We start from the raw sequence: 23,974 nt of genomic DNA, 5'->3' as shown, positions 1-23,974 counted from the left end.
GTATGAATTAGCGAATCTTGCCCCGCAGCATACGACCTGCGGCGCGGAATTCGCGCAGCCATTGCCGGCGGCCCCAGGCGGCCCAGCGAGGTTTCGACTCGCCGGCCAGGTTTGGCCGCCCATAACGCGCCACTTCGAGGGCCTGCAACAGCCGCGCTGCCGGCTCGGCGGCCTCGCCATGTTTGGCGCGCAGCAACTCGGCCCAGTGGCGCGGCCCTTGATGCGCGGCCGCGTCCTGCAGGCCTTGTCGGTGCAGCTCGCGCAGAATGCGGGCGCGCTGGCGGCTCCAGGCGTCATGCGGGCGGGCGCTCCATTGCGACCAAGCCCCGCCGGCCACCGCAATCAAGCCAATCAGGGCGGCGCTGACCTGGCCCAGCAACTCCCAGTCGGGTGACGCAAAACCGGCGCCTTTGAGCAGATCGAACTGGCTTTGGCGCGAATAGTTCAAGACGCTTTGCTGCCAACGATTCTCGACCGCCTCCCAGCCGCGCCGCATCGACAGCCACAAGTTCGGGCTGAGCTGGCCGAAGGCGCCTTCAAAAGCGCCCGCAAACGCACCTTGTGGCGGGCGCAAGGCCAAGCCCAGCTGAATCCGATCCGGTGCGATGGCCGCCGTCGGGTCGGCGCGCAGCCAGCCGCGCCCGGGCGCCCAGTACTCGGCCCAGGCATGGGCATTGCTGTTGCGCACGATCCAGAAGCCGTCTTGCGGCTCGGCGTCCATGCCCTGAAAGCCGGTCACGACGCGGGCCGGCACGCCCATCGCCCGCATCACGACCACAAAGCCGGCCGCGAAATGCTCGCAAAAACCCAGCCGCCGGTCGAACCAGAACTCATCGATCAGATGCGGCGTGACCTCGCCGTAACGACCCGGCGCGAGGGTGTAGATGAAGTCGGCGCTGGCGATATGGCCGAGCACGGCCGCCGCCAAGGCCGGGTTCAGCGCTTGCGGCTCAAGCGCGGCGAAGCGTGCCTCGCGCCTGAGCTTGGCCGCCCATTGCAGGGTGCGCGGATTGAGGCCCGGCGGCAGCTCCAGATAGTTCTGCAAGGCCAAGCTGGGCGTCAGCGGACCATGGCTGAATTCGGGATAGACCTTGGCGTTCAGGCGCAGCCGCTCGGTGATGGGCCTGCCGGCCAGCCATTCCAATTCGGGCGCGCGCTTGATCGTCAAGGCGTCGAGTGGCCGCTCGGTGCCGGCCGGCTCGGCGCTCATCTCCAACAGTGGGAGCACCTTGCTGCGCAGCGGCTCCACGGTGATTTCGTAGTCCAGCGGCTTGCCACCGACCTGCAGCGCGTCGGTGTTGCCGGGCCAGTTCAAGCCGGCCGACTGCCAGCTTCGACCGTCGAAATGCCCCAAAACCGGGCCACGGAAATAGCGCGCGGCGGGCGGCGGCGGCGGGCCTGAAAAACGCAGGCGCAGCGCCACGCTGTCGTCATTGGCGATCTCGGACATCGCGCCAAAGTCGAGCCGGTCCGACAGGCCGGTGCGCCCGACCGAGTCGGCCGGGATGCCCCAGAGCGGCCCAATGCGGGGGAACAGCAGGAACAAAAACAGCATCACCGGCAGGCCGTACAAGGTCGTGCGTGCCGCCAGCTTTGCGGCCAGGCGCAGGCTAGGCTGGCCCACCGGCATCTGCGCCAGCACCAGCGCGCTGAGCAAGGCCCAGACGCTCAAAAGCGTCCAGGCGGCGGTCAATATCGACTGCGAATAGAGGAAATGCGTCAGCACCAGGAAGAAGCCGAGAAAGAACACCACAAAGGCGTCGCGGCGCGCGCGCAACTCCAGCGTCTTCAGCGCCATCAGCATCACCAGCATGGTGATACCGGCCTCGCGACCGATCAGCGTGCGGTGGGTCAACCAGGTCAGGGCGGCGGTCAATACCAGCACCGTCACCAAGACCCAGCGGCCCGGTAGCGGCTCGCCGCGCCAGGCCAACAGCGCGCGCCAAGCCAAGATCAAGGCGGTGATGGCGCTGGCCCAAGCTGGCAGATGGCCGGCGTGGGGCAGCACCACGGCGGCAATCGTGGTCAGCAAAAAGAGGGTGTCGCGGCCATCGCGACTCAGGCTGCGGCCCATTATTTGCGCGCCTCGGCTTGGCGGGGCCGAGCGTCCTGGCAGGCCAGCATTGTCAGGTGTTCCAGGCATTGCTGAGCATGAGCGTCGCCCAGGTCGGGCGGCCATTCACCGCTGGGCAGTCGCAGGCCGTAAGGCGCTTGCAGGCGCTCCGCCGCCAGCAGCCAGGCGCATAGGCGCGAAGCCCTGGCCGGCTCGGCCAGGGGCGCGGCATCACGCCAGTCCAGCCACAGCGTTTGCGCGACCGGTGCATGGGTATCGCGCACCCATAACTGCGAGCTCCCCTGCTCCAGGCTCAAGGCGGCCTTTTTCCACAAGACCTGGCGCATCGAGTCGCCACGCCGGTAGCCCCGCACGCCCTCGAAGTCTTGGCCGCGTTGCAATTGCTTGCTCGAGTTGCCGCTGCCTTGCGCCTGGGCCTGTTGAGCCGGGAAGGGTGGTGTGGGCTGCTCGGCTTTGGGATAGATCCAGACCTGCGCCGCCGGCCGCCAAACGCTCCAAGACCGGAACAGTCCGAGCGGGAAACGGGTCACGATCTGCAGCGCCGGCAGGGTCCGCCGGCCACAAGCCCCGCTGGGAAAACGCACCGTCAGCAGCGCGTGGCCCAAGGCCGGCACATCGGTCCAGGCAATTTCGCTGCGTGCTGCGCCTTGCACATGCACGCCAATACCGAAGCGCGCGGCCCCGTCATTGTGCAGACGCAGTTCCAGCTGCACATCGTCGCCGGCGAAAACGGCGGCGGGAGGCTTCAGATCCAGGCTCAGACCGCGCAGATTGGCGTGGGTGTTGTGCATCGAAGCCAGGCCGGCGCCGGTCAGCAAAAACGTCAGCAGATAGCCCAGGCTGAGCTGATCATTGATCGAGGCCAGCAGCAGCAGGGCCAAGGTGGCGCAAAACGCCAGGCCAGGCCGGCTCGGCAAAATATAGATATTGCGTTGCCCCATCAGATGGCTGTCGCTCAAGGGGTGGCGCGCCGACCACCAGCGCTGCCAGGACTGCTTCAAGCCGAGTTTCATTTCAAGGCAGATTGATCGCTTCAATCATCGCCCGCACCTGCTCGCGCGGGCCGCGGCCGCTGCCGGCCTTGGGCCTCAATCGATGTGCAATCGTCTGCGGCAAAATCGCCTGCACATCATCGGGCGAAACAAAGTCACGGCCGTCGAGCAGGGCGCGGGCACGGGCGGCGCGCAAGACGCCCAAACCCGCGCGTGGGCTCAGGCCTTCAGCGAACCATTGGCCCGAGCGGCTTGCCTCGATCAAGGCCTGCAGGTAATCCAGCAGCGCAGCGGAGGCATGAATGCCGCGCACCGCCGCTTGCGCCGCCAGCAAGTCCTCGGCATTCATCACCGGCTGCAAGCCGCGCAGGGCGATCCGGCTGTCTTGGCCCATCAGCAATTCGCGCTCGCTGGCGCGGTCGGGGTAGCCCAGCGAGATGCACATCAAAAAACGGTCCAGTTGCGACTCGGGCAGCGGGTAGGTGCCGAGTTGCTCGCTCGGGTTTTGTGTCGCGATGACGAAAAATGGCTGCGGCAGCGCATGGCTGATGCCGTCGACGCTGACCTGGTTTTCTTCCATCGCCTCCAGCAGCGCGCTCTGCGACTTCGGCCCGGCCCGGTTGATCTCATCGGCCAGCAAGACCTGCGCGAACACCGGGCCGGGGTGGAACACGAAGTCGGCCTTGTCGTGCACGGAGTCGCGCTCATAAATGCTGACGCCGAGCAGGTCGGACGGCATCAGATCCGAGGTGAACTGCAGGCGCGAGAATTTCAGCCCCATCGAGATGGCGAGGGCATGGGCCAGCGTGGTCTTGCCGACACCGGGCAGGTCCTCGATCAGCAAATGGCCGCCGGCGATCAAGCAGGCCACGCAGTCGGCGATCTGGCTCCGTTTGCCCTTGATGATCGTGCTAACCTGTTGTTGCAGAGCCATCAGCTGAGCCGAAATATGCTGGGTTGAAGATGTCGTCATCGGGCAATCTTATGAGTTTGTGAGTCGCGTTGATCAAACGAAGCAAGTAGCTCTGGCGCCAACTGAATGAGATCACAGTCCTCAGAAACAATAGAACCATGTCCACTGCTTATTTCAGCCACCCCGACTGCCGCCGGCACGATATGGGCGCCGGTCACCCCGAATGCCCGCAGCGCTTGACGGCGATTGATGACTGGCTTTTGGCCACCGGTATCGACCTTGCCTTGACCCGGGTGGAGGCCCAAAAGGTTGATCTCGCCGATGTGGAGCGCGCCCATACCCATGGTTATGTGGCCGAAATCTCCGACATCCTCAAGGCCTGTGAGGCCAGCGGCGAGTCGCGTGCGGTGGACCCCGATACCGTCGCCTGCCCCAACACCTGGTCGGCTGCGCTGCGCGCGGCGGGTGCGGCGGTGCAGGCGACCGAGATGGTCTTGAACGGCGGCTGTGAGAACGCGTTTTGCGCGGTGCGCCCGCCTGGCCATCACGCCACCCGTGACCAAAGCATGGGTTTTTGCTTCTTCAATAATGTGGCCGTGGCGGCCCGTTACGCGCTGGATGTGCGCGGCCTGCAGCGGGTGGCGATCGTTGACTTTGATGTCCACCATGGCAACGGCACCGAGGACATCATTGCCGGCGACGAGCGCGTCTTGATGGTCAGCATTTTTCAGCACCCGCTCTATCCCTATAACGGCGCCGTGCCCAAGGGTGAAAACATGATCAATGTGCCGGTGCCGGCCTATACCAAAGGGGCCGAAATCCGCGCATTGATCGAGTCGATGTGGATGCCGGCGCTGGAGGCGTTCAAACCCGAGATGATCTTTATCTCGGCCGGCTTTGATGCCCACCGCGAGGACGATCTGGGGCAGTTGGGCCTGGTGGAGTCGGACTATGAATGGATGACGCAGCGCATCAAGAGCGTCGCTGACAAGCATTCTCAGGGTCGCATCGTCTCTTGCCTGGAAGGCGGCTATAACCTCGACGCCCTGGCCCGCAGCGTGGGTGTGCATTTGCGCGTGCTGGCCGGAATCTGACCGGCCTCGGCGCCAAGGCTGCGCGCCTGTCAAATAGATCTGATCCTGAACAATGACAAGTAAAGCAATTGATTTCGCCGAGTTGCGCGAGTTGGGCGAGGCCCTTTTAAGCACGAATTCCCTGGTCGGCCTGGCGATCTTGACGGCCTGTCTGGGCCTGTCCTGGGTTGCCGTTAGCCTCTTGCAGCGGCGTATCCATCACCAACAACAATCGGTGTTTTTTGGTCAGCGCATTTTTGACGGTGTGCTGTTCCCGATCTTGGCCTTGCTGCTGGCTTTTTCGGCCAAGGCGGTGCTGCCGATGCTGGGCATTTCCCACGCGGTATTCAAGCTGGCGGTGCCGGTCTTGGTGTCCTTGTTGATCATCCGCCTGACGGTGCAAGTGCTCAGAACCGCGTTGCCGAAATCGGCGTTGATCGAGTTGGTGGAGCAGTCGGTGTCCTGGGCCGCCTGGGTCGGCTCGATCTTGTGGGTGATTGGCGTGCTGCCCTGGCTGCGTGATGAGTTGAACGACATCACCTTCAAACTCGGCGCCACCAGGATATCGGTCACCAATCTGCTTGAGGCCTCGATGACGGCCATGATCGCGGTCGTGCTGGCGCTTTGGCTGTCATCGGTGATCGAGGCGCGGCTGCTGCGCCGCTCGGTGGGCGATTTGTCGCTGCGCAAGATCGCCGCCAATGTCAGCCGGGCCTTGCTTTTGCTCGGTGCGATTTTGTTTTCGCTGTCGGCGGCCGGTATGGACTTGACGGCGCTGGGCGTGATGGGCGGCGCGGTCGGTGTCGGCATTGGCTTGGGCATGCAAAAGCTGGCCTCCAACTATGTGTCGGGCTTTGTCATTCTGGCCGAGCGCTCGCTGCGCATCGGCGATATGGTCAAGGTCGATAACTTCGAAGGGCGCATCACCGACATCAAGACCCGTTTCACGGTGATCCGGGCCTTGAACGGGCGCGAGTCCATCGTGCCGAATGAATTGCTGATCACGCAGCGGGTCGAGAACTCTTCGCTGGCCGACCCCACCGTCTTGATCAGTACCGTGGTGCAAGTTGCCTACGGCACCGATCTGGACCTGCTCTTGCCGCAATTGAGTGATGCGGTGCGGCATATCCCGCGCGTGCTGAAGGAACCCGGCCCCTCGGTGTTGTTGACCCAGTTTGCCGCCGACGGCTTGGAGCTGACGGTGAGCTTTTGGATCTCCGATCCCGAGAATGGACAGGGCGGGGTGCGCTCCGAAGTCAATCTCAGCCTGCTCAGAAAGCTGAATGAATTGGGTGTCGAAATCCCGTTCCCGCAGCGGGTTATGCATCACCAGGTGCTGCCTTCGGGCTTACCTACTGAGTAAACCAGCCCTGTGAATGGCCTTGCCAGTGGCTATGGCTGTGCCGAAAGTCACGCTAAAGGGCTTGCCGCGGTGATTGAATAATTTAATCAATCGATTGATTAAGTTTGAGTACCATGAGGCATGCCAAAAACACCGCCCATGCCAGAAGAACTCAGCGGACGCCGGGCTCGTCTGTTGCGAGAGGCCCGGCGCATCTTTGCCGCCAAGGGCTTCGACAAGGCCAGCACGCGGGAAATTGCCTCGGCGGCCGAGGCCAATATCGGCCTGATTGCCTATTACTTCGGTGACAAGCAAGGCCTCTACCGTGAGGTCCTGGTGCAGCCCATCAAGGACGTGATGGCCGGCATGCCTGACGCGGATGCGTCGCTGCCGCTGCAGCAATGGTTGCAGAGCTTTTACGGCGCGTTTTTGCGCCCTCTGTACGACGCCGATTCCGGTTTGAGCGAGAGCACGCGGATCTTCTGCCGCGAGATGATCGCCCCCAGCCCGATCTGGGCCGACATTTGCGCCGAGCATATTGCGCCCCAGCATTTCGCCCTGGTTGACATGTTGGCGCAGCGCTGCGGTGCGTCCGCCGTCGATCCGGAATTGCATCAACTTGCCTTTGCCCTGGTCGCCTTGGCCCATGACTATTGGCTGTCGGCCGACGATATGGAAGGCTTGTTGCCCGGGGTCGTGCGTGGCCCGGGCGCGTATGAGCGCACCCTGAACCGCCTGGTCACTTTTGGCCGGGCCCTGATTGAGGCCGAAGGGCTTCTGCGAAAGAGCCGCTGAAGATGAAAGCCATGCCTTTTTTGAAACCAGGCTTGCGCCCGCCATTGCTGGCGGCCGCCATCGTCTTGGGTCTGAGCGCTTGCGCCGTCGATCCGCCCCCCAAATCCGCCATCGAACGGGCCGAGAAAACGCCTGCTGCTTGGGTGGCGCCGCTCCCGCATGGCGGGCAGGCCGCGTCGCTGCAGGACTGGTGGTCGCAGTTTGATGACCCCATCTTGGGTCAGTTGATCGCGCAAACCCAGGCCGCAAGCCCCAGCCTGCAACAAGCGCTGGCGCGTATCAGACAGGCGCGCGCTCAGGCCGCGCAGGCCGGTGCCGCGCAATGGCCGGGCGTCAATCTGAGCGCATCGACACAGGGCCAGCGCCTGCCTTTGATCAGCGGTGTGCCGACGCAGACCATGAGCAGCGTCGGTTTGGACGCGGCCTGGGAGATTGATCTCTTCGCCCGCGTGCGCCAGCAAGGGGAGGCGGCCGAAGCGCGTGCTCAAGCCAGCGAGTTGGATTGGCATGCCGCGCGGGTCAGCTTGGCCGCCGAGGTGGCGCAGAGTTATGTCGGCCTGCGTGCTTGCGAACGGCTGCTGCAAATCAGCGAAGCGGACAGCCAGGCGATGGTGCGGCTGAGCCAGTGGTCGGCCGACAAACTCAAGGTTGGTTTGGAGTCTGCCGGCAATGCTGCGCTCTTGCAGGCCGCCGCCGCCGAGGCCCAAAACCGCCTCTTGAGCCAGCGCGCCGACTGTGAACTGGTGATCAAGGGCTTGGTCAGCCTGAGCGGGCAAACCGAGGCGGCGCTGCGGGCGCAACTCGCCCCTTCATTTGCTCGCCTGCCGGGTACTCAGGGGCTCAAGGTCGAGTTTGTGCCGGCCGACATATTGACGCAGCGCCCCGACCTGGCGTCGCTGCAGCGGCAAGTGATGGCGGCCTGGTCCGAACGCGGGGCCGCAGAAGCCGGGCGTTATCCGCAACTGCAGCTCGGTGGCTCGATTTCGTTGTCGGCGCTGCAGGTCAGTGGTGGCGGACGGACCGATGGCAACGGCTGGAGCTTTGGGCCTTCGCTGAGCTTGCCGATTTTCGATGCCGGTGCGCGGCGCGCGCAGGCGGATGGCGCACAGGCGCGCTTTGATGAGGCCTTGGCCGGTTATCGGGCCGCTGTTTTGCAGGCGGTACGCGAGGTCGAGGAGGCTTTGGTGCGGCTGGACTCGGCTCAGCAACGTGAGCGATATGCGCAAAGCGGCGCGGACGGCTATCAACGTTCGGCCTTGGCCACTGCCGGTAGCTGGCGCGCCGGTTTTGCCAGTGCGGCCGAGCTGGAGCAGGCGCATCGCCTGACCTTGAACGCCCAGTCGGCCTTGGTGCAGGTTCAAGCGGCGCGATTGGCCGCATGGTTCTCGCTCTACAAGGCCAGCGGAGGCGGCTGGAAAAAGCCTGCCAAGTTCGCAAGCCCTGAGTCCGAATCGACCCTTTGAACCCATCTCAGCAGAGCGTTATGACAATCAATATTCGCAAGCAAAAATTCTCTCCGGGTCTGACCGCCATGCTGATTGCTGCGGCGCTGCAAAGTCCGCTGCGGGCCGCCGAGCCTGGCATCGCGGCCAAGGCGCGCCCGGCCTTGACGGTCAACTTGGTGATTGCCGAGAAGAGCGATTGGGCGCAGACGCTGGCCGCCAATGGCAGCGTGGCAGCCTGGCAAGAGGTTGTGATTGGCAGTGAAATCGGTGGCCTGCGCCTGGCCGAGGTCGAGGTCAATGTCGGCGACAGCGTCAAGCGCGGCCAGTTGTTGGCTCGATTGAGCGCCGACACCGTGCAGGCCGAGTTGGCGCAGGCACGCGCGGCCGCGAGCGAGGCGCGTGCCAATGTGAGCGCCGCCAAGCTCGACGCCGACCGCGCCCGCGAGCTGAAGAGCAGCGGCAGCGATGCCTTGAGCGGCCAAGCTTTGCAGCAATACCTGACCCTTGAGTTGACCGCTGATGCCCGCTACGAGGCTGCGGCCGCAAGAGTCAAGACCGACGAGTTGAGGCTGGCGCAAACGCGCATCACGGCGCCGGATGACGGCGTCATCTCGGCCCGCATCGCGGCGGTCGGTGGGGTGGTGCAGCCGGGGCAGGAGCTGTTTCGCTTGATTCGCAAAAACCGCCTGGAGTGGCGCGCGGAGGTGCCGGCCGCCGAACTGATGCGTCTGCGCCCCGGCATGCCGGTGGCGGTAGTCGGTCTGGATGATCAAGCCATCGCCGGCCGCTTGCGCATCACTTCGCCCAGCGTGGACGCGCAAACCCGCATGGGGCTGGCCTATGTCGACCTGCCGGCCACGGCGGCTGGATCCGCTTTCAGGGCGGGCAGTTTTGCGCGCGGAGAATTCAAGCTCGGCAGCAGCAGCGCCATCAGCCTGCCGCAAACGGCGCTGCAGCTGCGCGACGGCTTTGCCTATGTCTTTCAGGTCGGTGCGGACGGCCGCGTGCAACAGCGCAAGGTCACGGTCGGCCGCCGCAACGGTGAGCGCGTCGAGCTGACGGGCGGCCTGGAGTCGGGCGCCCGCGTTGTTGCCAGCGGAGTCGGTTTCTTGAGCGATGGCGATCTGGTGCGGGTGGTGGATGCAGCCCCGGCAGCCCCGGCGGTCAAGCCAGCCAAACCCGTCAAATAAGCGGAGCCCGAGATGCTGAACGTTTCCTCCGCCTCGATCCGCAACCCGATTCCGGCGATCTTGCTCTTCATCATGCTCACGCTCGGCGGTCTGCTGGGCTTCAAGGCGATGAAGGTCCAGAACTTCCCGGACATCGACCTGCCCACGGTCACCGTGACGGCGGCCTTGGCCGGCGCCTCGCCGGCCCAGCTGGAGTCGCAGGTTGCGCGCAAGCTGGAGAATCAATTCGCGACCTTGCAAGACGTCAAACATATCTACACCACGGTGCAAGACGGTATGGCCATCGTGACGGTGGAGTTCCGGCTGGAGAAGGGCACGCAGCAGGCGGTTGACGATGTGCGCGACGCGGTCTCGCGGGTGCGCTCCGACTTGCCGGCCGATATGCGCGACCCGGTGATCTCCAAGATGGAGTTGTCGGGCATGCCCATCCTGACCTATACGGTGGCCTCGCCAAGAATGGACACCGAAGCCTTGTCCTGGTTTGTGGATAACCAGGTCGCCAAGCGCATCCTGGCGGTGCGCGGGGTTGGCGCGGTGGCGCGGGTCGGGGGCGCCAGCCGCGAGGTGCGGGTCGAGCTGGACCCGGCCAAGTTGTTGGCGCTGAATGCCACCGCCGCCGATGTGTCGAGGCAACTGCGCCAGATCCAGCAAGAGGCCTCGGGCGGGCGCGCCGATATCGGCGGCGCCGAACAATCGGTGCGCACGCTGGCGACGGTGCAGAGCGCGCAAGAGTTGGCCGCCATGGACATCGCCTTGTCGGACGGCCGCCGTATCCGCCTGGATCAGGTGGCGCTGGTCAGCGACACGGTGGCCGAACAGCGCTCGGCCGCGCTTTTGAACGGCAAGCCGGTGGTCGGTTTCGAGATCACGCGCACGCGCGGCGCCGGTGAGGTGGACGTGGCCGCCGGCGTTCGAGTGGCGCTGGCCGAGCTGCGCGCCGCCCATCCCGAGATCGAATTTGCCGAGGCTTACAACTTTGTCGACCCGGTGGAGGAGAATTTCGACGGCTCGATGGTGCTGCTTTACGAGGGTGCGCTCTTGGCCATCATCGTGGTGTGGTTCTTCTTGCGCGATTGGCGCGCTACGCTGGTGGCGGCCACCGCCTTGCCCTTGTCGGTGATTCCGGCGTTTGGTGTGATGTATCTGCTCGGTTTCACGGTTAACACGGTGACGCTGCTGTCTTTGTCGCTGGTGGTCGGTATCCTGGTCGACGACGCCATCGTCGAGATCGAAAACATCATGCGCCATCTGGCCATGGGCAAGACCCCGTATCAAGCGGCGATGGAGGCGGCCGACGAGATCGGCATGGCCGTCATCGCGACCACCTTCACCTTGATCGCGGTGTTTTTGCCGACCGCCTTCATGGGTGGCATTCCCGGCAAGTTCTTTGTGCAATTCGGCTGGACGGCGGCGATCGCGGTGTTCGTTTCGCTGGTGGTGGCGCGCATGTTGACGCCGATGATGGCGGCCTACATTCTGAAGGCCCCGAAGAAGGACCACACCGAGCCGCGCTGGTTGACCGTCTACACCGGCTGGGCCAAATGGTGTTTGCAGCACAGGCTGCTGAGCTTGGCCGGGGCCTTGGCATTTACCGTCGGCTCGCTCGCCCTGGTGCCGTTGCTGCCAACCGGCTTCATCCCGCCGGACGATTTGAATCAAACGCAGGTGACCATCACCTTGCCACCCGGCAGCACCTTCACGCAGACCGAGGCCTTGGCCGAGCAGGCGCGCCGGATCGTGGCAGCTAACCCCCATGTCAAGCTGATCTATACGGCCATAGGCGGCGGCAATGCCGGCGGCGACCCGTTTGCGGTCAGCGGCGCTGCGGAAGTGCGCAAGGCGACCTTGACGCTGAATATGACGCCGCGCGGCGAGCGCAAGGGGCTGAGCAAGCAAGACCTGGAGGCGCAATTGCGGGAGGCGCTGGATGTCTTGCCCGGTGCCCGAGTCAAGGTCGGTTTTGGAGGCAGCAGCGAAAAGTATGTGATCGTGCTTGCCGGTGAAGACGGGCGCGCGCTGGCCGAACATGCGCAATTGGTCGAACGTGAGTTGCGCGGCATTCATGGTATCGGCGCGGTCACCTCGACCTCCAGCCTGGTGCGCCCGGAGCTGATCGTGCGGCCCGACTTTGCGCGTGCCGCCGACCTGGGCGTCAGCGCGGCGGCGATCGCCGACACCTTGCGCATCGCCACCGCCGGTGACTATGACCAAGGGCTGGCCAAGCTGAATCTGGCCCAGCGCCAGGTGCCTATCGTCGTCAAGCTGCGCGCCGAGGCCCGCAGCGATTTGGCCTTGCTGGCCAGCTTGCCGGTGCCGGGCAGCCACGGCACCACCGCGCTGTCGAATGTGGCCACGCTTGAGATTGCCAGTGGACCTGCACAAATAGATCGTTATGACCGGCTGCGCAATATCAACTTCGAGATCGAGCTGAACGGCCAGCCGCTGGGCCTGGTCGAGAAGACCGCGCTGGGCCTGCCATCATTGAAGAATCTGCCACCCGGCATCCTTCAGACCACGGTAGGTGATGCCGAGGCCATGGGTGAGTTGTTCGCCAGCTTTGGCCTGGCGATGTTGACCGGCGTGCTGTGCATCTACGTCGTGTTGGTGCTTTTGTTCAAGGACTTCATCCAGCCGGTGACGATTCTGGCGGCGCTGGTGCTGTCGATTCCGGGTGCGTTTTTGGCGCTCTTCATCACCGGCACCGCGTTGTCGATGCCATCGATGATTGGCTTGATCATGCTGATGGGCATTGCCACCAAGAATTCGATCCTGCTGGTCGACTATGTGGTGATCGCGCGCCGCGACCATGGCTTGGCGCGCATGGCCGCCATCCTTGACGCTTGCCACAAGCGCGCCCGGCCCATCGTGATGACGACGATCGCAATGGGCGCAGGTATGTTCCCGATCGCCATGGGTTGGGGGGTGGACCCGAGTTTTCGCGCGCCGATGGCGATCGTCGTGATTGGCGGTCTGATCACTTCGACGTTCTTGAGCTTGCTGGTGATCCCGGTCGTGTTCAGCTATGTCGATGACGGCATTCAACGCATCGCTCGCCTGTTCAAGCGCAAGGCGGCGCTGCCTGTTGAAGCCCTTGAGTCTTGATTTCCGGAGCCCAGCAACCATGATCCATTGCATGAAGAAACCGCTCTTGCCCAATTTGCTGCGTGCCGCCTTGGCATTGAGCTTGAGCTTGGGGCTAAGCGCTTGCCGCACACCCGAGGCCGGGGCGCTGAGCGGTGACCCCTTGCCGGGGATGGACATTACGGTCAGCTCCGATGTGGCGCCAGGCTTCAGCACCGAGGATATGGACTGGCAAGACGGCGCCCGCCAGCGTGCGGTGCCGGCGCGTTTGTACTGGCCGGCGGATGCGTCGCCAAGCGTGGCTGCGGTGCCGCTGATCGTCTTCTCGCACGGCATCGGCGGCTCGCGGCGCAGCTATAGCTATCTGGGCGCCTACTGGTCGGCCAAGGGCTACGCGACGCTGCATGTGCAGCATGTCGGCAGCGACCGCGCGCTCTGGTTCGGCAACCCCTTTGGTCTGGTCGGGCGCTTGCAGGACGCGGCCAAGGAGACGGAGGCGTTGAGTCGGGTTGCTGATGTGCGCTTCGCCTTGGACCAGTTGTTGCTTGGCCCCCATGGCGCTCAGATTGATCCGGCCCGGGTGATTGCCGCCGGCCATTCCTATGGCGCCAACACGGTGATGTTGTTGTCCGGTGCGCAGGTGCAGCGAGGTGGCGTGGTGATGGACCAGTTGCGCGACCCACGCTTCAAGGCGGCCATCATCATCTCGGCGCCACCGTTTTATGGCGAGACCGAACGCACCGCTGAAATTCTTAAACCGATCACCATCCCGACCTTGCACATCACGTCTACCGAAGACGTGATCGTGATTCCCGGCTATCACTCGGATGCGAGGGACCGGATCGCCGTGTTCAATGCGACCGGCGGGGCGGCCAAGTCCTTGGTGGTGTTCGAGGGCGGCTCGCACAGCATGTTCACCGACCGTTCCGGCACCGGCGGGGTGACGCTCAACCCGCTCGTCAAGACGGCGACCAAGGAAGTCGCCTTGGCCTTTTTAAGCCAGGTCTTCGAGGGGCAAAGCGAGCCGCTGCAGCAGTGGAACGAACGCCATAAGGCGATCGTCAACCAGACCCAAATGGGGGCAGGGCTTCAGCCGTTCAGCGTCGTGCGCCCTGCGGGCTCGCAGCTGTCCACGGGCTTGGGGATGCTGCCCTCCAGATCGGAGATCCAGCAGGCGTCCAGCACCGAGCAGTAGCAGGCTTCGATGCTGATCTTGGCGCGGCCTTGGCGGTCAAACTGATGCCATAGCTGCAAGGCCTCGGCATCCTTGGCGGCCGGCTGCGCCCAGGAAAACATCTTGATGCTGCTGCCGGGTGAAATCAAGCGCGGCGCAATCGTCGAGGTCATGATTTCGAGCGGCAATTTAGCGGTTTCAGGGCTCGACGCGCGAACCTGGGCGCGCAGGCTCTTGATCGGCTTGCCATCGGCTTTCATCTCGAACCAGACGATGCGGGCCGGGCCGTTGCCATCATTGGTGACCGAGAAACTCAGTGCAGCCTGGCCGCCTTCAAAATTGCTGTTCATGAATTGCAGCAGCGGAGTCGAGCTGGCCAGAACGAGGCGAGAGTTCTCTTTCACCAGGGCCTGCATTGCGGCGCTGGTACGCATCGAGCTATAGACCGCGCTGCCCGTGCTCAGCACCATGCTGGCGGCGACGGCAATATGGAACCATTTCGGCGCCGGGTCGGCTTCGGGCTTGATCAGTTTGGTGGTTTCAATCATGGGGTGAATCTGTGGCAGTGGCGGCCGACTATAGCGCTCGATACGGCCACCGCTTCGCTTGAAGTCACCTGGGGATGCCGGCGTAAGCCAAAAGGCGAATGGGTGTAGTGAAGGTCGGGATGGGGTGCGAGGCGCGTTTTGCAGCCAATGCCCGCAGCCATGGCAAGAAATGCAAGGCCGCAGATCGCCCGAGGCCGTGCTCGCGGACAAAGCGAAGAGTTATGCCGAGCCGATGCCTGGCCGATGCCGATCTTGTGCTGATCTTGTGCTGATCGTCCCCTTGAGCGTTCGCCTCGCTTCGAGGGCTGGTGGGCCTGCGCTCACCGGTTCAGGGCGCGCCGTGCTCGGCCTTTGGGTCCGGTCGCTGAGGCAGCCCCGGCATCAAAGGCTGCCTTTGAGCGCTGCTGCGACAGGCCTCGCCAGTGAAAAAAAGGCCCGCTTCAGCGGGCCCTTGTTCCTTTGCGTGCCGACTTTTTTCAGCGGGCTTGGCCGGCTTTTCTGCTGCGCAGCGCCAGCACTGCCAAGCCCAGGGCCAACATCAAATAACTGCTTGGCTCAGGCACCGCGCTGACGTTGCGCAGGCCCACCGATTGAATCAAGGAAGAGAACTCGGAATAGGCGAAGGCGCGGTCTTTCACGCGCTCGGCGTTGGGCATGCTGGTCGGCGAGGCGCCGGTGGCCATCACCGAGTAGAGCGAATCACCTGGGTTGGCCAGCGCGGAAGTCGGGTGCAACAGTGTCAGGCTATGACCGATTTCATGGGCGACGGTGCCGGCCAGCAGGTTGATGCGCTGGGTGTCGTTGCTTGCCAGGCCCAGCAGGCCGGAGATGGAGTCGGTCAGGGTCGAGCCGAAGATGCTGCCGTTGGCAACACTCGCCACGCCACTGCTATTGCGCACGCAACTCAGGCAGGCTTGGCCCAGGAACCCTTGGTTGGGGTTGGCGTCGCCGATCGCCATGTAGTACCACTCGCTGTCGCCATTGCCGGGGCCGGTCAGCCCATTGCTGAGGCTGAAGTTGATGTTCAACTCTTTGCCATTGGGCAAGGGACTCAAGGCATTGCTGCCGAAGGTCGGGTACTGCAGATAGTCCTTGTTCACCGCAGTGAGCGTGGCGGCGCGCACGCCCGCCAAGTCAAGGCCGGTAAAGCCCCAGCTGGCAAAGCTCTCTGACAGCGTGCCGACGCCATTGATGTCGGTCGTGGCACCGGGTACGAAGTCCAGAACAATCGTCAAGGCCTGCGCCGACTGAACTGCGGCCACGCCGAGGCCCAGCACCATTGCCGCGGTCAGTAAGCTGCGCTTGGATTGAAGTTTCATATTGAGGTCTCCGGCTCTCTGGGGTTTGCGCAAAGTTTTGCTGCGCTTGTCATGTGCTTTGGTTCCGGCGGGCGGGCGCAAAGTGCGTAGGCGTGATCTTGCCATTGGCCGGCCGCCGATTCAGCCCAAGTTTCCCTAAGCAGTACGCCACCCCTCGGTCAGGCGGGGTGGGTAAACCAGGGATTGGCGGCGCCTCACTCCGTCAATGACTGCCACAGATGCTGGGCCGCATAGGCTCGCCAAGGTCGCCAAGCCTGAGCCCGCTCGCTCAACTGCTTGGCGTTGGGGCGGCTGCCTTCGAGGCGCTCTATCGCTTGCATCAAGCCGACATCGCCAGCGGGGAAGGCGTCGGGTTCGCGCAGTTGGCGGATTGCGATGTATTGCGCCGTCCAGTCGCCAATGCCGGGCAGGGCCAGCAATGTTGCCAAACCCTCGTCGAGGCTGGGCCCGGCGGTCAAGAGTTGCGGGTTGGCGAGCAATGCGCTGGCGACGCCCGACAAGGTGGCGGCCCTTGTTCTGGGCATGCCCAGCGTTCCCAACTCGGCGTTGGCCAGACGCTCGGGCGAGGGGAATACCCGGCTCAGGCCTTGCTGATTTGCCGTGAGGTCGGTCATCGGCTCACCATATTGTTCGACCATCTTGCCGGCCAGTTTGATCGCCGCGCCGACGGTGATCTGCTGGCCCAGCACTGCCCGCATGGCCAACTCGAAACCGTCCCAGTTGCCCGGCACACGCAGGCCCGGCCGGGCCTGTGTGAGCTTGGCCATCAAGGGGCAGGCGGCCGATAACTGGGCCTGGATCACGGCCGGATCGGCCGCCAGATCGAACATGCGGCGCAGGCGCGCAATGATGGCCGGCAGGGCGGCCAAGTTGGGGAAACGCACCAGCACCCGCAGCGCCTGGTTTTGTGCGGCATGGCTGACGGCGACGCTGCCCTGCACGCCATTGAGGCTGATGCTGCGCGTATAGGTCTCGGCCTGCACCGTCTCCATGCCGGGGATGGCGCGGGCCGCCAAAAAGCCCAGCATCGCCGGCCAGTCATAGGGCGGGCGGTAGCGCAACAAGAGGCTCACCTCGCCTTGCGGGCCGGCCGAACAATCGGGCGCCGAGCCATGCCTGAGTGCGCTCGGTGCGCGCGCGAACAGCTGCTGAAACACCTCGTTGAAGCGCCGGACGCTGCCAAAGCCGGCCGCAAACGCGACCTCGGTCAGTGGCAGGCGGGTCTCGTGAATCAGCTGCTTGGCCAGCAGCACGCGGCGGGTTTGCGCGACGACATTGGGCGCCGCGCCGACATGTTCGGCGAACAGCCGGCGCAGTTGACGTTCGCCCACTCCGAGCTTGCTGCACAGGCTGTCCAGATCGCCGCTGTCCAGCTCGCCCGCCTCGATCAAGGCGAGCGCGCGCGTGACGGTGTGCGAAAAGCCAATGAAGCCGCTGTTGGACACACCGCGCCAGGCGCCCGAGTCGGGTGCTGCTTCGGGGCGGCAGCGCAAACAGGGCCGAAAACCGGACTCCTGTGCGGCCGCCGCGGTCGGCATGAAGACGACGTTCTCGGACTTCGGCGTGCGCGCCGGGCAGATCGGCCGGCAGTAGATGCCGGTGGTTTTGACGGCGATGAAGAAGCGCCCGTCAAAGCGGGCGTCGCGGCTGGCCAAGGCGCGGTAGCAATTGTCGTGATCCAAATTCATGGCCGCGATCCTCCGAGTTTCGGCTCCGGCTGTCTAGCGGTTTTCGGACCTGGCCATTGGAGGCGGTGCGCCCCGTTGGCAAAAAATGCCGAGGTCCGAAAAGCGCGAGTCTCGGCGCTGAAGCCTGGGCAAGATGCAGGCCTTCCCAATCTATCGCTGGCTTTTTTTATCATGCAAACTCAACTCGAACTCACCCAACAATTTCGCCAACTCAATCAGCAAGGCAAGTTTCTGCTGCCCAATGCCTGGGACTGCGCCAGTGCCAGGATCTTTGCCGCCGAAGGCTTCCCGGCCATCGGTACGACCAGCGCCGGCATCGCTTATGCACGCGGTTTCCGGGATGCCGAGTTGATCGGGCGCGACGCGATGCTGCGCGAGGTCGGGACAATAGCGGCCTGCGTCAAGGTCCCGGTCAATGCCGATATCGAAGCCGGCTACGGCGCCGCGCCGGCCGAGGTGGCACAAACCGTCCGGGCGACGATCGCGGCCGGGGCGGTGGGCGTCAATCTGGAGGACAGGGTGCATGGTGAGGTGACGGCCCGGCTGTTTGCGAGCGACGAGCAAGTGGCGCGTATCGCCGCAGCGCGAGCCGCCGCGAGCCAAGCCGGCTTGCCGCTTTGGATCAATGCGCGCACCGACACTTTTCTGCTCGGCCTGGGTGTCGATGCCGAAGACCGTTTCGCCCAGACGGTGGCGCGTGCCAACGCCTATTTCGCGGCCGGCGCAGACATGGTGTTTGTGCCCGGTCTGGCGGACTTGGATGCAATCCGCCGGCTCTGCGCGGCGCTGCAAGGCCCGGTCAACTTGATGGCGATGCCGGGTGCTCCGTCGGCGCCGGAATTGTTTGCGGCCGGCGCGCGCAGGGTCAGCTTGGGGCTATGCCCGATGTTGGCCGTGATGGGCCTGGTGCGAGACATCGCGCAAGAAGCCAAGGCCGGCGGCACCTGGCAACACATGACGCGCAGCTTCTACGGCTTTGCCGAGGCCGAGGCGCTGTTCTCGGCCGAGTAAATCAGTTCAGTGCGCGGCAATCACGCCGCATGCAATCCGCGCGCCCGAATTGCCGGTCGGCTGGGTCGCGTAGTCATCCGGGCCGATATGCACGATCACGCTGCGGCCATTGATGCTGGCCGGTCCGGCGGCCACAGTGGGCCCATGCAACATGAACTTCTGATCGGCGACGCCATTGGCGTCGGCCTTCAAGGCGGGCATATCGCCGGCATGGTGGGCGGCGGCTTGCGGGCCATGCGGCTTGCCGTCAGGGTTGAAGTGGCCGCCGGCGCTTGTGCCATCGACGCTGGCGCAATCGCCTTTTTCATGCAGATGGAAGCCATGCTCGGCATTCGGCTTGAGTCCGCTGACTTTGGCGTGCACCATCACATGGCCGTCCTTTTCATGGAACATCACCATGCCGCGCACGTTATTGCCCTGGGTGGGCGTCAGCGAGGCCATCGCCATGCCCGCCATACTCATGCCGCCCATGCCTATGCCCATGCCCATGCCCATACTCTTGTCCGCCCCGCCCGCATGATCCTGGTGGCTCGTTCCGGGGGTGGCGCAGGCGCTGAGTGCGACAACGGCCGCTAGAGCAAGGTAGCGAAAAGGCGTGTAGCTGATGGACATGAGGGACTCCGTTAGACGTTGAGGCAGGTGCCGACTTTAGCCGCTTTGGCCATGCCTTGGCGCGGCAAAATTCATTCTGTTCGGCAAGGTCTTGCTAGACTGGCGGCCGGCAAATTATTGAACAATTTGGAGCTGCTTGACATGACTGTTCTGACGACCACCCGTCTGCGGCTTGAGCCCATCTCCGATGAGCATTTGAGCGGCTTGTTCGAGCTCAATTCGGATATCGAGGTGATGCGTTACATCACCGGCAAGCCCGATACCCTCGACGATACGCGGGCGATGATAGAGCGCTGCAAGGCGCGCTGGGCCGAATGGGGCTACTCCTGGTGGGCAATTTTCGAGCTGTCCAGCGGCGCCTTGATCGGCGCCGGCGCGATCCAGCATCTCGACCGCGATGCGATCAACCCGCTTGAGATCGGCTGGCGTTTTCGCAAGGACAAATGGCATCAAGGCTTTGCCTCGGAGGCGGCGCGCTGCATGGCCGGCTTTGCCTTTGAGACGCTGAAGGGCGCGCAGTTGCTGGCCGTTTGTCACCCCGACAACAGCGGCTCCGCCCGGGTGATGCAGCGCCTGGGCATGCACTACCGAGGCATCGAGCCCTGGTACCAAATGGACTGTGCGGTCTATGAAATCAGCGCCGAGCAATGGTGGGATCAGGCGCCTCGCTGAGGTCATACACATGCACGCCATGCTCGCGGTGCTCGCGTTCCAGCCAGCGCGGCGAATGCAGGGTTTGGGCCCTGTCGGCATGGCCGGCATGCCAATGCTCGTTCATGGGAAACCGAGAGAACTCGACATCTTTTGACTGGGTCTCGTAATGCTTGCTGCGATAGATCAGATCACGACATCGACCGACCCGTCGCAGCGCAAATTCGCCAAGGCTCGCACATCGGGGTCGTCCTGCAAGTCTTTCGGCCGTTTCGCGAAAATTCGAGGGATAGGCCCCGCGTTCCTAGGCACCCAAGGCGCCGCCGCCTTGCAAGAGCAGGATGGTTTCGCCGCAAGCTGCGGTGGCCTTGTGTTGCTTGTTCTTGCTCGTCATCGTCCAGCGCCCAAGTCAAGCGGCTAAGTGTTTAAAGCGCCGACGTCATAGGAGCGACCCGGCTTGGTGTCGATGCTGACCAGCCTGTCATGTCTTTCGACGCCTCTTTACAACGCATTACGGCGCGCCTTCGCTGAGCCAGCGAATCAGCAGCTCGGCGGCTTCGGGACTGAGCCGTTGGTGGGCTGCGATCGGTCGCCGCAAAGCGCCCGCACGCAGTGCTTCGGCACGCTTTTTCAATGCGGCCTCGTCGCCGCGGGACTTGGCTGCTTTTTCGGCCAGTCTGGCCATCGTCGGCGCGTTTTTGAGGGGAGGCTGGCCGTGGCAGTTGTAGCAACCCATGTCCGATGCCAGTTGCTGATTTGCCAGCGCAGACGCACATGGCAGGCTCAATGCAATGAATAGGCAGCTTGCGGCAGCCAGCAAGCTGCCTGGTGCCTTTGGGGAAGCAAGCTGATGCTGGAGGCAATTGTTCATGACGAAACCTGGCTTTCAGATTTGCTTGTCGCTGCGGCCACGATACGTTTGTGTTTGCCGCTGCGCCCGAGCGTGAATGGCTTGGCAATGCAGGTGCTGATCGGTAGGTCGGCAGCTCCTTGCTCCAGCACAAACTCACGTAGAACCCGACGATAGCGTTCGCGCGCCGTTCGGCTTTGATCGGCGTCGGCGCCCAAGATCAATTGGAGGCCACCGTCGGCAAGTTGCTGGAGCTGGAAGTCGAACAAGCCGGCCTCGTCTTCCAGCACCGTTGTCAAGGCCAGTGGCAGCAAGCTCACTCGGCGACCGGCCCGGCCGGGCATAAACAACATGTCGTCACGGCGCCCCAAGACCTCGACCACCGGCAAGGCGGAGCCACAGGTGCAGAGCTCCTGCGCCAGCGTGATGCTGTCACCAAGGTCAAAGCGAATCAGCGGTTGAACATGGTTGGCCAGGTTGGTCAGCAAGGTGGTGTGGGAGGCTTGGCCTCGCGGCGTGGGCCTGTATTGGGCGTCGACCGGCTCCAGAATCACCCAGTCGGCGTTGACATGCAACTGGCCCGCCGCGCATTCCCAGGCGATGGGCAAGAACTCCGAAGCACCGTAGCTATTGCGAAGCGCGCAGCCGAAGGCGGTTTCGATACGGTTGCGCATCGCTGCAGTCAAGGTTTCGCCGCCGGTCCAGATTTCTTGTGGCCGGCAGCGCAAAGCGCCGTGCTCGAACTCCTGCGCCAGCAGCAGCGCGGCGGTCGGGTAGGTGGCGATGATGCTGGGCGCGAAGGCGTTGAGCTGGCTCAGCAGCTCGGGCGTGGCCTGCAGGATGGAAAAGCTGCGCCATCGGCCGGTCAACCAAGGCTGGGCGCGGCGCAGTCGTTCAACCGACACATGGCTGGCGAAATGCCCTCCGGTTGCGCCGACAAAGGCAAAGCGCTCGCTCAGATAGAGCGGGTCCCACAGCCGCTGCCAAGGCCGGGGCGACTGGCGGCGGGTGGCTTCCAGGGTCTCGTAGAGCGCCATGGCGGCGGGGTCCTGCACATAAATGCCCGCCTGGCCGCTGCTGCCCGAGCTTTCCCACACCGTGTAGCGGCCGAGGTAGCTTTCGGCAATCCGTTTGGGGTCGCGGCAGAGTTGCTGCAAGTCCGCCAGCTTCAGTTGCGGGTCGCACAGATGCTGCTCAAACTGCTGCATCAGCATGGTCTTGCTGAGCACCGGCAACTCTTGCAGCGTCAGCTCGGTGAGCCTGCGGCCGGCGAGGAGTTGGCGGTAGAAGGGCGCCGCACGCGCGGCCTCCAAGAGTGCCAGTAGCCGCTTGGATTGGAGGTCAGCGATGGCCTCAATCTGGATAGCATTGGCGTACATAGAGCCCGGGCGCATCGCCCAGCTTCATTGATTCGGGCCTTGCCCGCGCCTTGTTGATCTTGCCGATGCCGGTTGAGCGCGCGGCCAGCCAGTCATGCCAAGCCGGCCACCAGGAGCCGCTCTGTGCCTCCAGGCCTTGGGGCCATTCCTGTTGCGGAACCCAGGCGCCATGGCGGGGTCGGGTGTCGATGCGGAAACTGCGCCCCGGGTGACCGGGCTCGGAGATGATGCCGGCGTTGTGGCCGCCGCTGGTCAGCACAAAAGTGATCTCGGCCTCGCACAGATGGTGCAGCTTGTAGACCGACTGCCAGGGCGAAACGTGATCGCGTTCGGTGCCGACCAAAAAGATCGGCAGCTCGATATCGCCCAGTGACACGCTGCGCCCATCAACCCGGTAGCTGCTGGTAGCCAAGGCGTTATGCAGGTAGAGCGCGGTCAGGTATTCGTGGTGCATGCGTGCAGGCATGCGGGTGGTGTCGGCGTTCCAGTCCATCAGGTCGGTGTGCGGTTCGCGTTCGCCCATCAGGTATTCGCGCATACGGCGCGTCCAGACCAGATCGCGGGAATGCAAGAACTGGAACGAGCCGGCCATTTGTTCACCGCTGAGGTAGCCTTTGCCGCGGGTGATTTCGTCCACATAGCCAATTTGGCTTTCGTCGATGAAGAGGCCCAGCTCGCCCGGCTCGGAGAAGTCGGTTTGCGCCGCCAGCAAGGTCAGCGAGCGCAGCTCGGGCAGATTCTCGGCGCCGGCCACGCCGCCGCGATCGCCACGAGCCTCGCCGGCTTGGCCGTCCCGACGGCCGAGCGCCGCCGCCGCGATGCTCAGCAAGGTGCCGCCCAAGCAGTAACCCATTGCATGGACGGGCTGCTTTTTGCCATGAATGTCGCCAATTGCCCTCAAAGCCTCGAATATCCCCAGGCGCAGATAGTCATTCATGCTCAAGTCATGGTCGCTGGCGTCCGGGTTGCGCCAGGACAGCATGTAAACCTGATGACCCTGCTCGACCAGATAGCGCACCATCGAATTGTGTGGCGACAAGTCGAGGATGTAGTACTTCATGATCCAGGACGGCACGATCAGCAGTGGCTCCGGATAGACCTGCTCGGTCTGCGGGCTATAGCGGATCAGCTCAACTAGGTGGTTGCGCATCACCACTTGGCCGGGCGTGATGGCGACATCGCGGCCGGGGACATGACGGTTTGTTTCGGTGGGCTGAGTCGGTATCAAGCCGCCGCTGACGTCTTCCAGCCAATGGCGTGCACCTTGAAGCAAATGGGCGCCCCTGCTGGCGACGGCATCCTGCAGCACGACCGGATTGGTCGGCAGCCAGTTGGCAGGCGCCAGCATATTCAAGGCCTGACGGGCGAAGAACTGCGTCATTTCGGCATGGTGCGCGCTCATGCCAGGCATTCGCGCGGCCTCGCGCCAAAACTCCTCGCTCTGGCGAAAGCCGCTGCGCAATGCCGTGAACGGCCATTGCGCCCAGGCCTGATGGCGAAATCGGGGGTCGCTGTCTTGCTCCCCGATTTTTGCGCTGGTCGAGTCGTCCGCCCTGGGCACACTGTCTTTCAAGGTCTGTGTCGCCAGCTGTGCGCCCAATCTGGCCAACTCCAGCTGGCGGCCCGGCGACACGGCCAAATGCCAGGCCCAATCAGCCAAGGCCAAGGACAGCGCCACCGGCGATATGCCCGCCGTCAATGGCGCGGCGCTGGCATGCAGCAGGCGATCCAGGCGTTGCGTCGGCAACTCCACATTGCGAGCTGGCGGGGAGGGGTCGAAAGGGCTGTTGAGTCGCTGCATGGTTTCGATTTTGCGGTCGAAAGCAGCAGCTCTATT

19 protein-coding genes and 1 pseudogene are annotated in these 23,974 nt (G+C 63.9%); 9 read left to right on the top strand and 11 right to left on the bottom strand.

All coding sequences use genetic code 11. The annotated features are described in order from the left end of the window. Window positions 1–7: 7 nt before the first annotated feature. From LNV07_RS13840 to LNV07_RS13830, 3 genes are read right to left on the bottom strand one after another with little or no spacing between them, the layout of a single operon-like run. On the bottom strand, window positions 8–2,074 hold the full coding sequence (locus LNV07_RS13840) for a transglutaminase TgpA family protein (RefSeq protein ID WP_263571752.1): 2,067 nt from the start codon (window positions 2,072–2,074) through the stop codon (window positions 8–10). Further along, complete coding sequence (locus tag LNV07_RS13835; protein ID WP_263571751.1) at window positions 2,074–3,087, bottom strand: DUF58 domain-containing protein; 1,014 nt, start codon at window positions 3,085–3,087, stop codon at window positions 2,074–2,076. The genes LNV07_RS13840 and LNV07_RS13835 overlap by 1 nt, the downstream gene beginning before the upstream one ends. 1 nt (window position 3,088) lies before the next feature. Next, a complete protein-coding gene (locus LNV07_RS13830) occupies window positions 3,089–4,039 on the bottom strand; it encodes an AAA family ATPase (protein ID WP_263571750.1) in 951 nt (316 codons plus the stop codon). A 98-nt stretch (window positions 4,040–4,137) separates the two neighbouring features. Between LNV07_RS13830 and LNV07_RS13825 the strand changes: the two genes are divergently transcribed. The 7 genes from LNV07_RS13825 to LNV07_RS13795 all read left to right on the top strand — a co-directional run bounded on the left by LNV07_RS13825 (window position 4,138) and on the right by LNV07_RS13795 (window position 14,100). Beyond that, on the top strand, window positions 4,138–5,073 hold the full coding sequence (locus LNV07_RS13825; protein ID WP_263571749.1) for a histone deacetylase family protein: 936 nt from the start codon (window positions 4,138–4,140) through the stop codon (window positions 5,071–5,073). 52 nt (window positions 5,074–5,125) lie between these two features. Then, window positions 5,126–6,415, top strand: coding sequence for a mechanosensitive ion channel family protein (locus tag LNV07_RS13820; RefSeq protein ID WP_263571748.1), 1,290 nt, complete (start codon window positions 5,126–5,128; stop codon window positions 6,413–6,415). 138 nt (window positions 6,416–6,553) lie between these two features. Then, a complete protein-coding gene (locus LNV07_RS13815) occupies window positions 6,554–7,189 on the top strand; it encodes a CerR family C-terminal domain-containing protein (protein ID WP_263571747.1) in 636 nt (211 codons plus the stop codon). Window positions 7,190–7,200: 11 nt separating this feature from the next. Next, window positions 7,201–8,652 (top strand): efflux transporter outer membrane subunit, encoded by a 1,452-nt coding sequence (locus tag LNV07_RS13810; RefSeq protein ID WP_263571746.1) that lies wholly within the window; start codon window positions 7,201–7,203, stop codon window positions 8,650–8,652. 20 nt (window positions 8,653–8,672) lie between these two features. Continuing rightward, the gene (locus LNV07_RS13805; RefSeq protein ID WP_263571745.1) at window positions 8,673–9,824 is read left to right on the top strand and encodes an efflux RND transporter periplasmic adaptor subunit; all 1,152 of its coding nucleotides are present in this window, start codon (window positions 8,673–8,675) and stop codon (window positions 9,822–9,824) included. Between the two features lie 12 nt (window positions 9,825–9,836). After that, window positions 9,837–12,926 carry an efflux RND transporter permease subunit gene (locus LNV07_RS13800; protein ID WP_263571744.1) on the top strand — a complete coding sequence of 1,030 codons (3,090 nt, stop codon included), beginning with the start codon at window positions 9,837–9,839 and terminating at the stop codon, window positions 12,924–12,926. Between the two features lie 31 nt (window positions 12,927–12,957). Continuing rightward, window positions 12,958–14,100, top strand: a complete 1,143-nt coding sequence (locus LNV07_RS13795) for an alpha/beta hydrolase family protein (protein ID WP_263571743.1) — start codon at window positions 12,958–12,960, stop codon at window positions 14,098–14,100. Here the strand turns inward: LNV07_RS13795 and LNV07_RS13790 are convergent. From LNV07_RS13790 to LNV07_RS13780, 3 genes are all read right to left on the bottom strand, one after another. Further along, window positions 13,995–14,627 carry a hypothetical protein gene (locus tag LNV07_RS13790; protein WP_263571742.1) on the bottom strand — a complete coding sequence of 211 codons (633 nt, stop codon included), beginning with the start codon at window positions 14,625–14,627 and terminating at the stop codon, window positions 13,995–13,997. The two genes, LNV07_RS13795 and LNV07_RS13790, sit on opposite strands and share 106 nt — an antisense overlap. Window positions 14,628–15,103: 476 nt before the next feature. After that, window positions 15,104–15,946, bottom strand: coding sequence for a PEP-CTERM sorting domain-containing protein (locus tag LNV07_RS13785; protein WP_263571741.1), 843 nt, complete (start codon window positions 15,944–15,946; stop codon window positions 15,104–15,106). Window positions 15,947–16,140: 194 nt separating this feature from the next. Next, on the bottom strand, window positions 16,141–17,634 hold the full coding sequence (locus tag LNV07_RS13780; protein ID WP_263571740.1) for a DNA-3-methyladenine glycosylase 2 family protein: 1,494 nt from the start codon (window positions 17,632–17,634) through the stop codon (window positions 16,141–16,143). Window positions 17,635–17,805: 171 nt separating this feature from the next. Here LNV07_RS13780 and LNV07_RS13775 point away from each other — a divergent pair, with 171 nt between their 5' ends. Next, window positions 17,806–18,645, top strand: a complete 840-nt coding sequence (locus LNV07_RS13775) for an isocitrate lyase/PEP mutase family protein (protein WP_263571739.1) — start codon at window positions 17,806–17,808, stop codon at window positions 18,643–18,645. Between the two features lie 6 nt (window positions 18,646–18,651). Here the strand turns inward: LNV07_RS13775 and LNV07_RS13770 are convergent, their stop codons facing one another. Beyond that, window positions 18,652–19,257, bottom strand: coding sequence for a superoxide dismutase family protein (locus tag LNV07_RS13770; protein WP_263571738.1), 606 nt, complete (start codon window positions 19,255–19,257; stop codon window positions 18,652–18,654). Window positions 19,258–19,398: 141 nt separating this feature from the next. On the opposite strand from LNV07_RS13770, the gene LNV07_RS13765 reads away from it, so the two are divergent. After that, on the top strand, window positions 19,399–19,929 hold the full coding sequence (locus LNV07_RS13765; protein WP_263571737.1) for a GNAT family N-acetyltransferase: 531 nt from the start codon (window positions 19,399–19,401) through the stop codon (window positions 19,927–19,929). Here LNV07_RS13765 and LNV07_RS13760 read toward each other — a convergent pair. The 4 genes and pseudogenes from LNV07_RS13760 to LNV07_RS13745 all read right to left on the bottom strand — a co-directional run. Continuing rightward, window positions 19,892–20,155 (bottom strand): annotated as a pseudogene (locus tag LNV07_RS13760) (DUF3734 domain-containing protein); the annotation flags it as partial. The gene LNV07_RS13765 and the pseudogene LNV07_RS13760 sit on opposite strands and share 38 nt — an antisense overlap. A 264-nt stretch (window positions 20,156–20,419) precedes the next feature. Beyond that, window positions 20,420–20,593, bottom strand: a complete 174-nt coding sequence (locus LNV07_RS13755) for a hypothetical protein (protein ID WP_263571736.1) — start codon at window positions 20,591–20,593, stop codon at window positions 20,420–20,422. Between the two features lie 182 nt (window positions 20,594–20,775). After that, window positions 20,776–22,152: a phenylacetate--CoA ligase family protein gene (locus LNV07_RS13750; RefSeq protein WP_263571735.1), complete on the bottom strand. Its 1,377-nt coding sequence runs from the start codon at window positions 22,150–22,152 to the stop codon at window positions 20,776–20,778. Next, on the bottom strand, window positions 22,112–23,938 hold the full coding sequence (locus tag LNV07_RS13745) for a PHA/PHB synthase family protein (RefSeq protein WP_263571734.1): 1,827 nt from the start codon (window positions 23,936–23,938) through the stop codon (window positions 22,112–22,114). The genes LNV07_RS13750 and LNV07_RS13745 overlap by 41 nt, the downstream gene beginning before the upstream one ends. Window positions 23,939–23,974: the final 36 nt, after the last annotated feature.

This window comes from Roseateles oligotrophus (assembly GCF_025717515.1).
Taxonomy (GTDB): domain Bacteria; phylum Pseudomonadota; class Gammaproteobacteria; order Burkholderiales; family Burkholderiaceae_C; genus Paucibacter_A; species Paucibacter_A oligotrophus.
The sequence above is the reverse complement of the archived record's forward strand: the minus strand, read 5'-3'. Positions and strand labels throughout refer to the sequence as shown.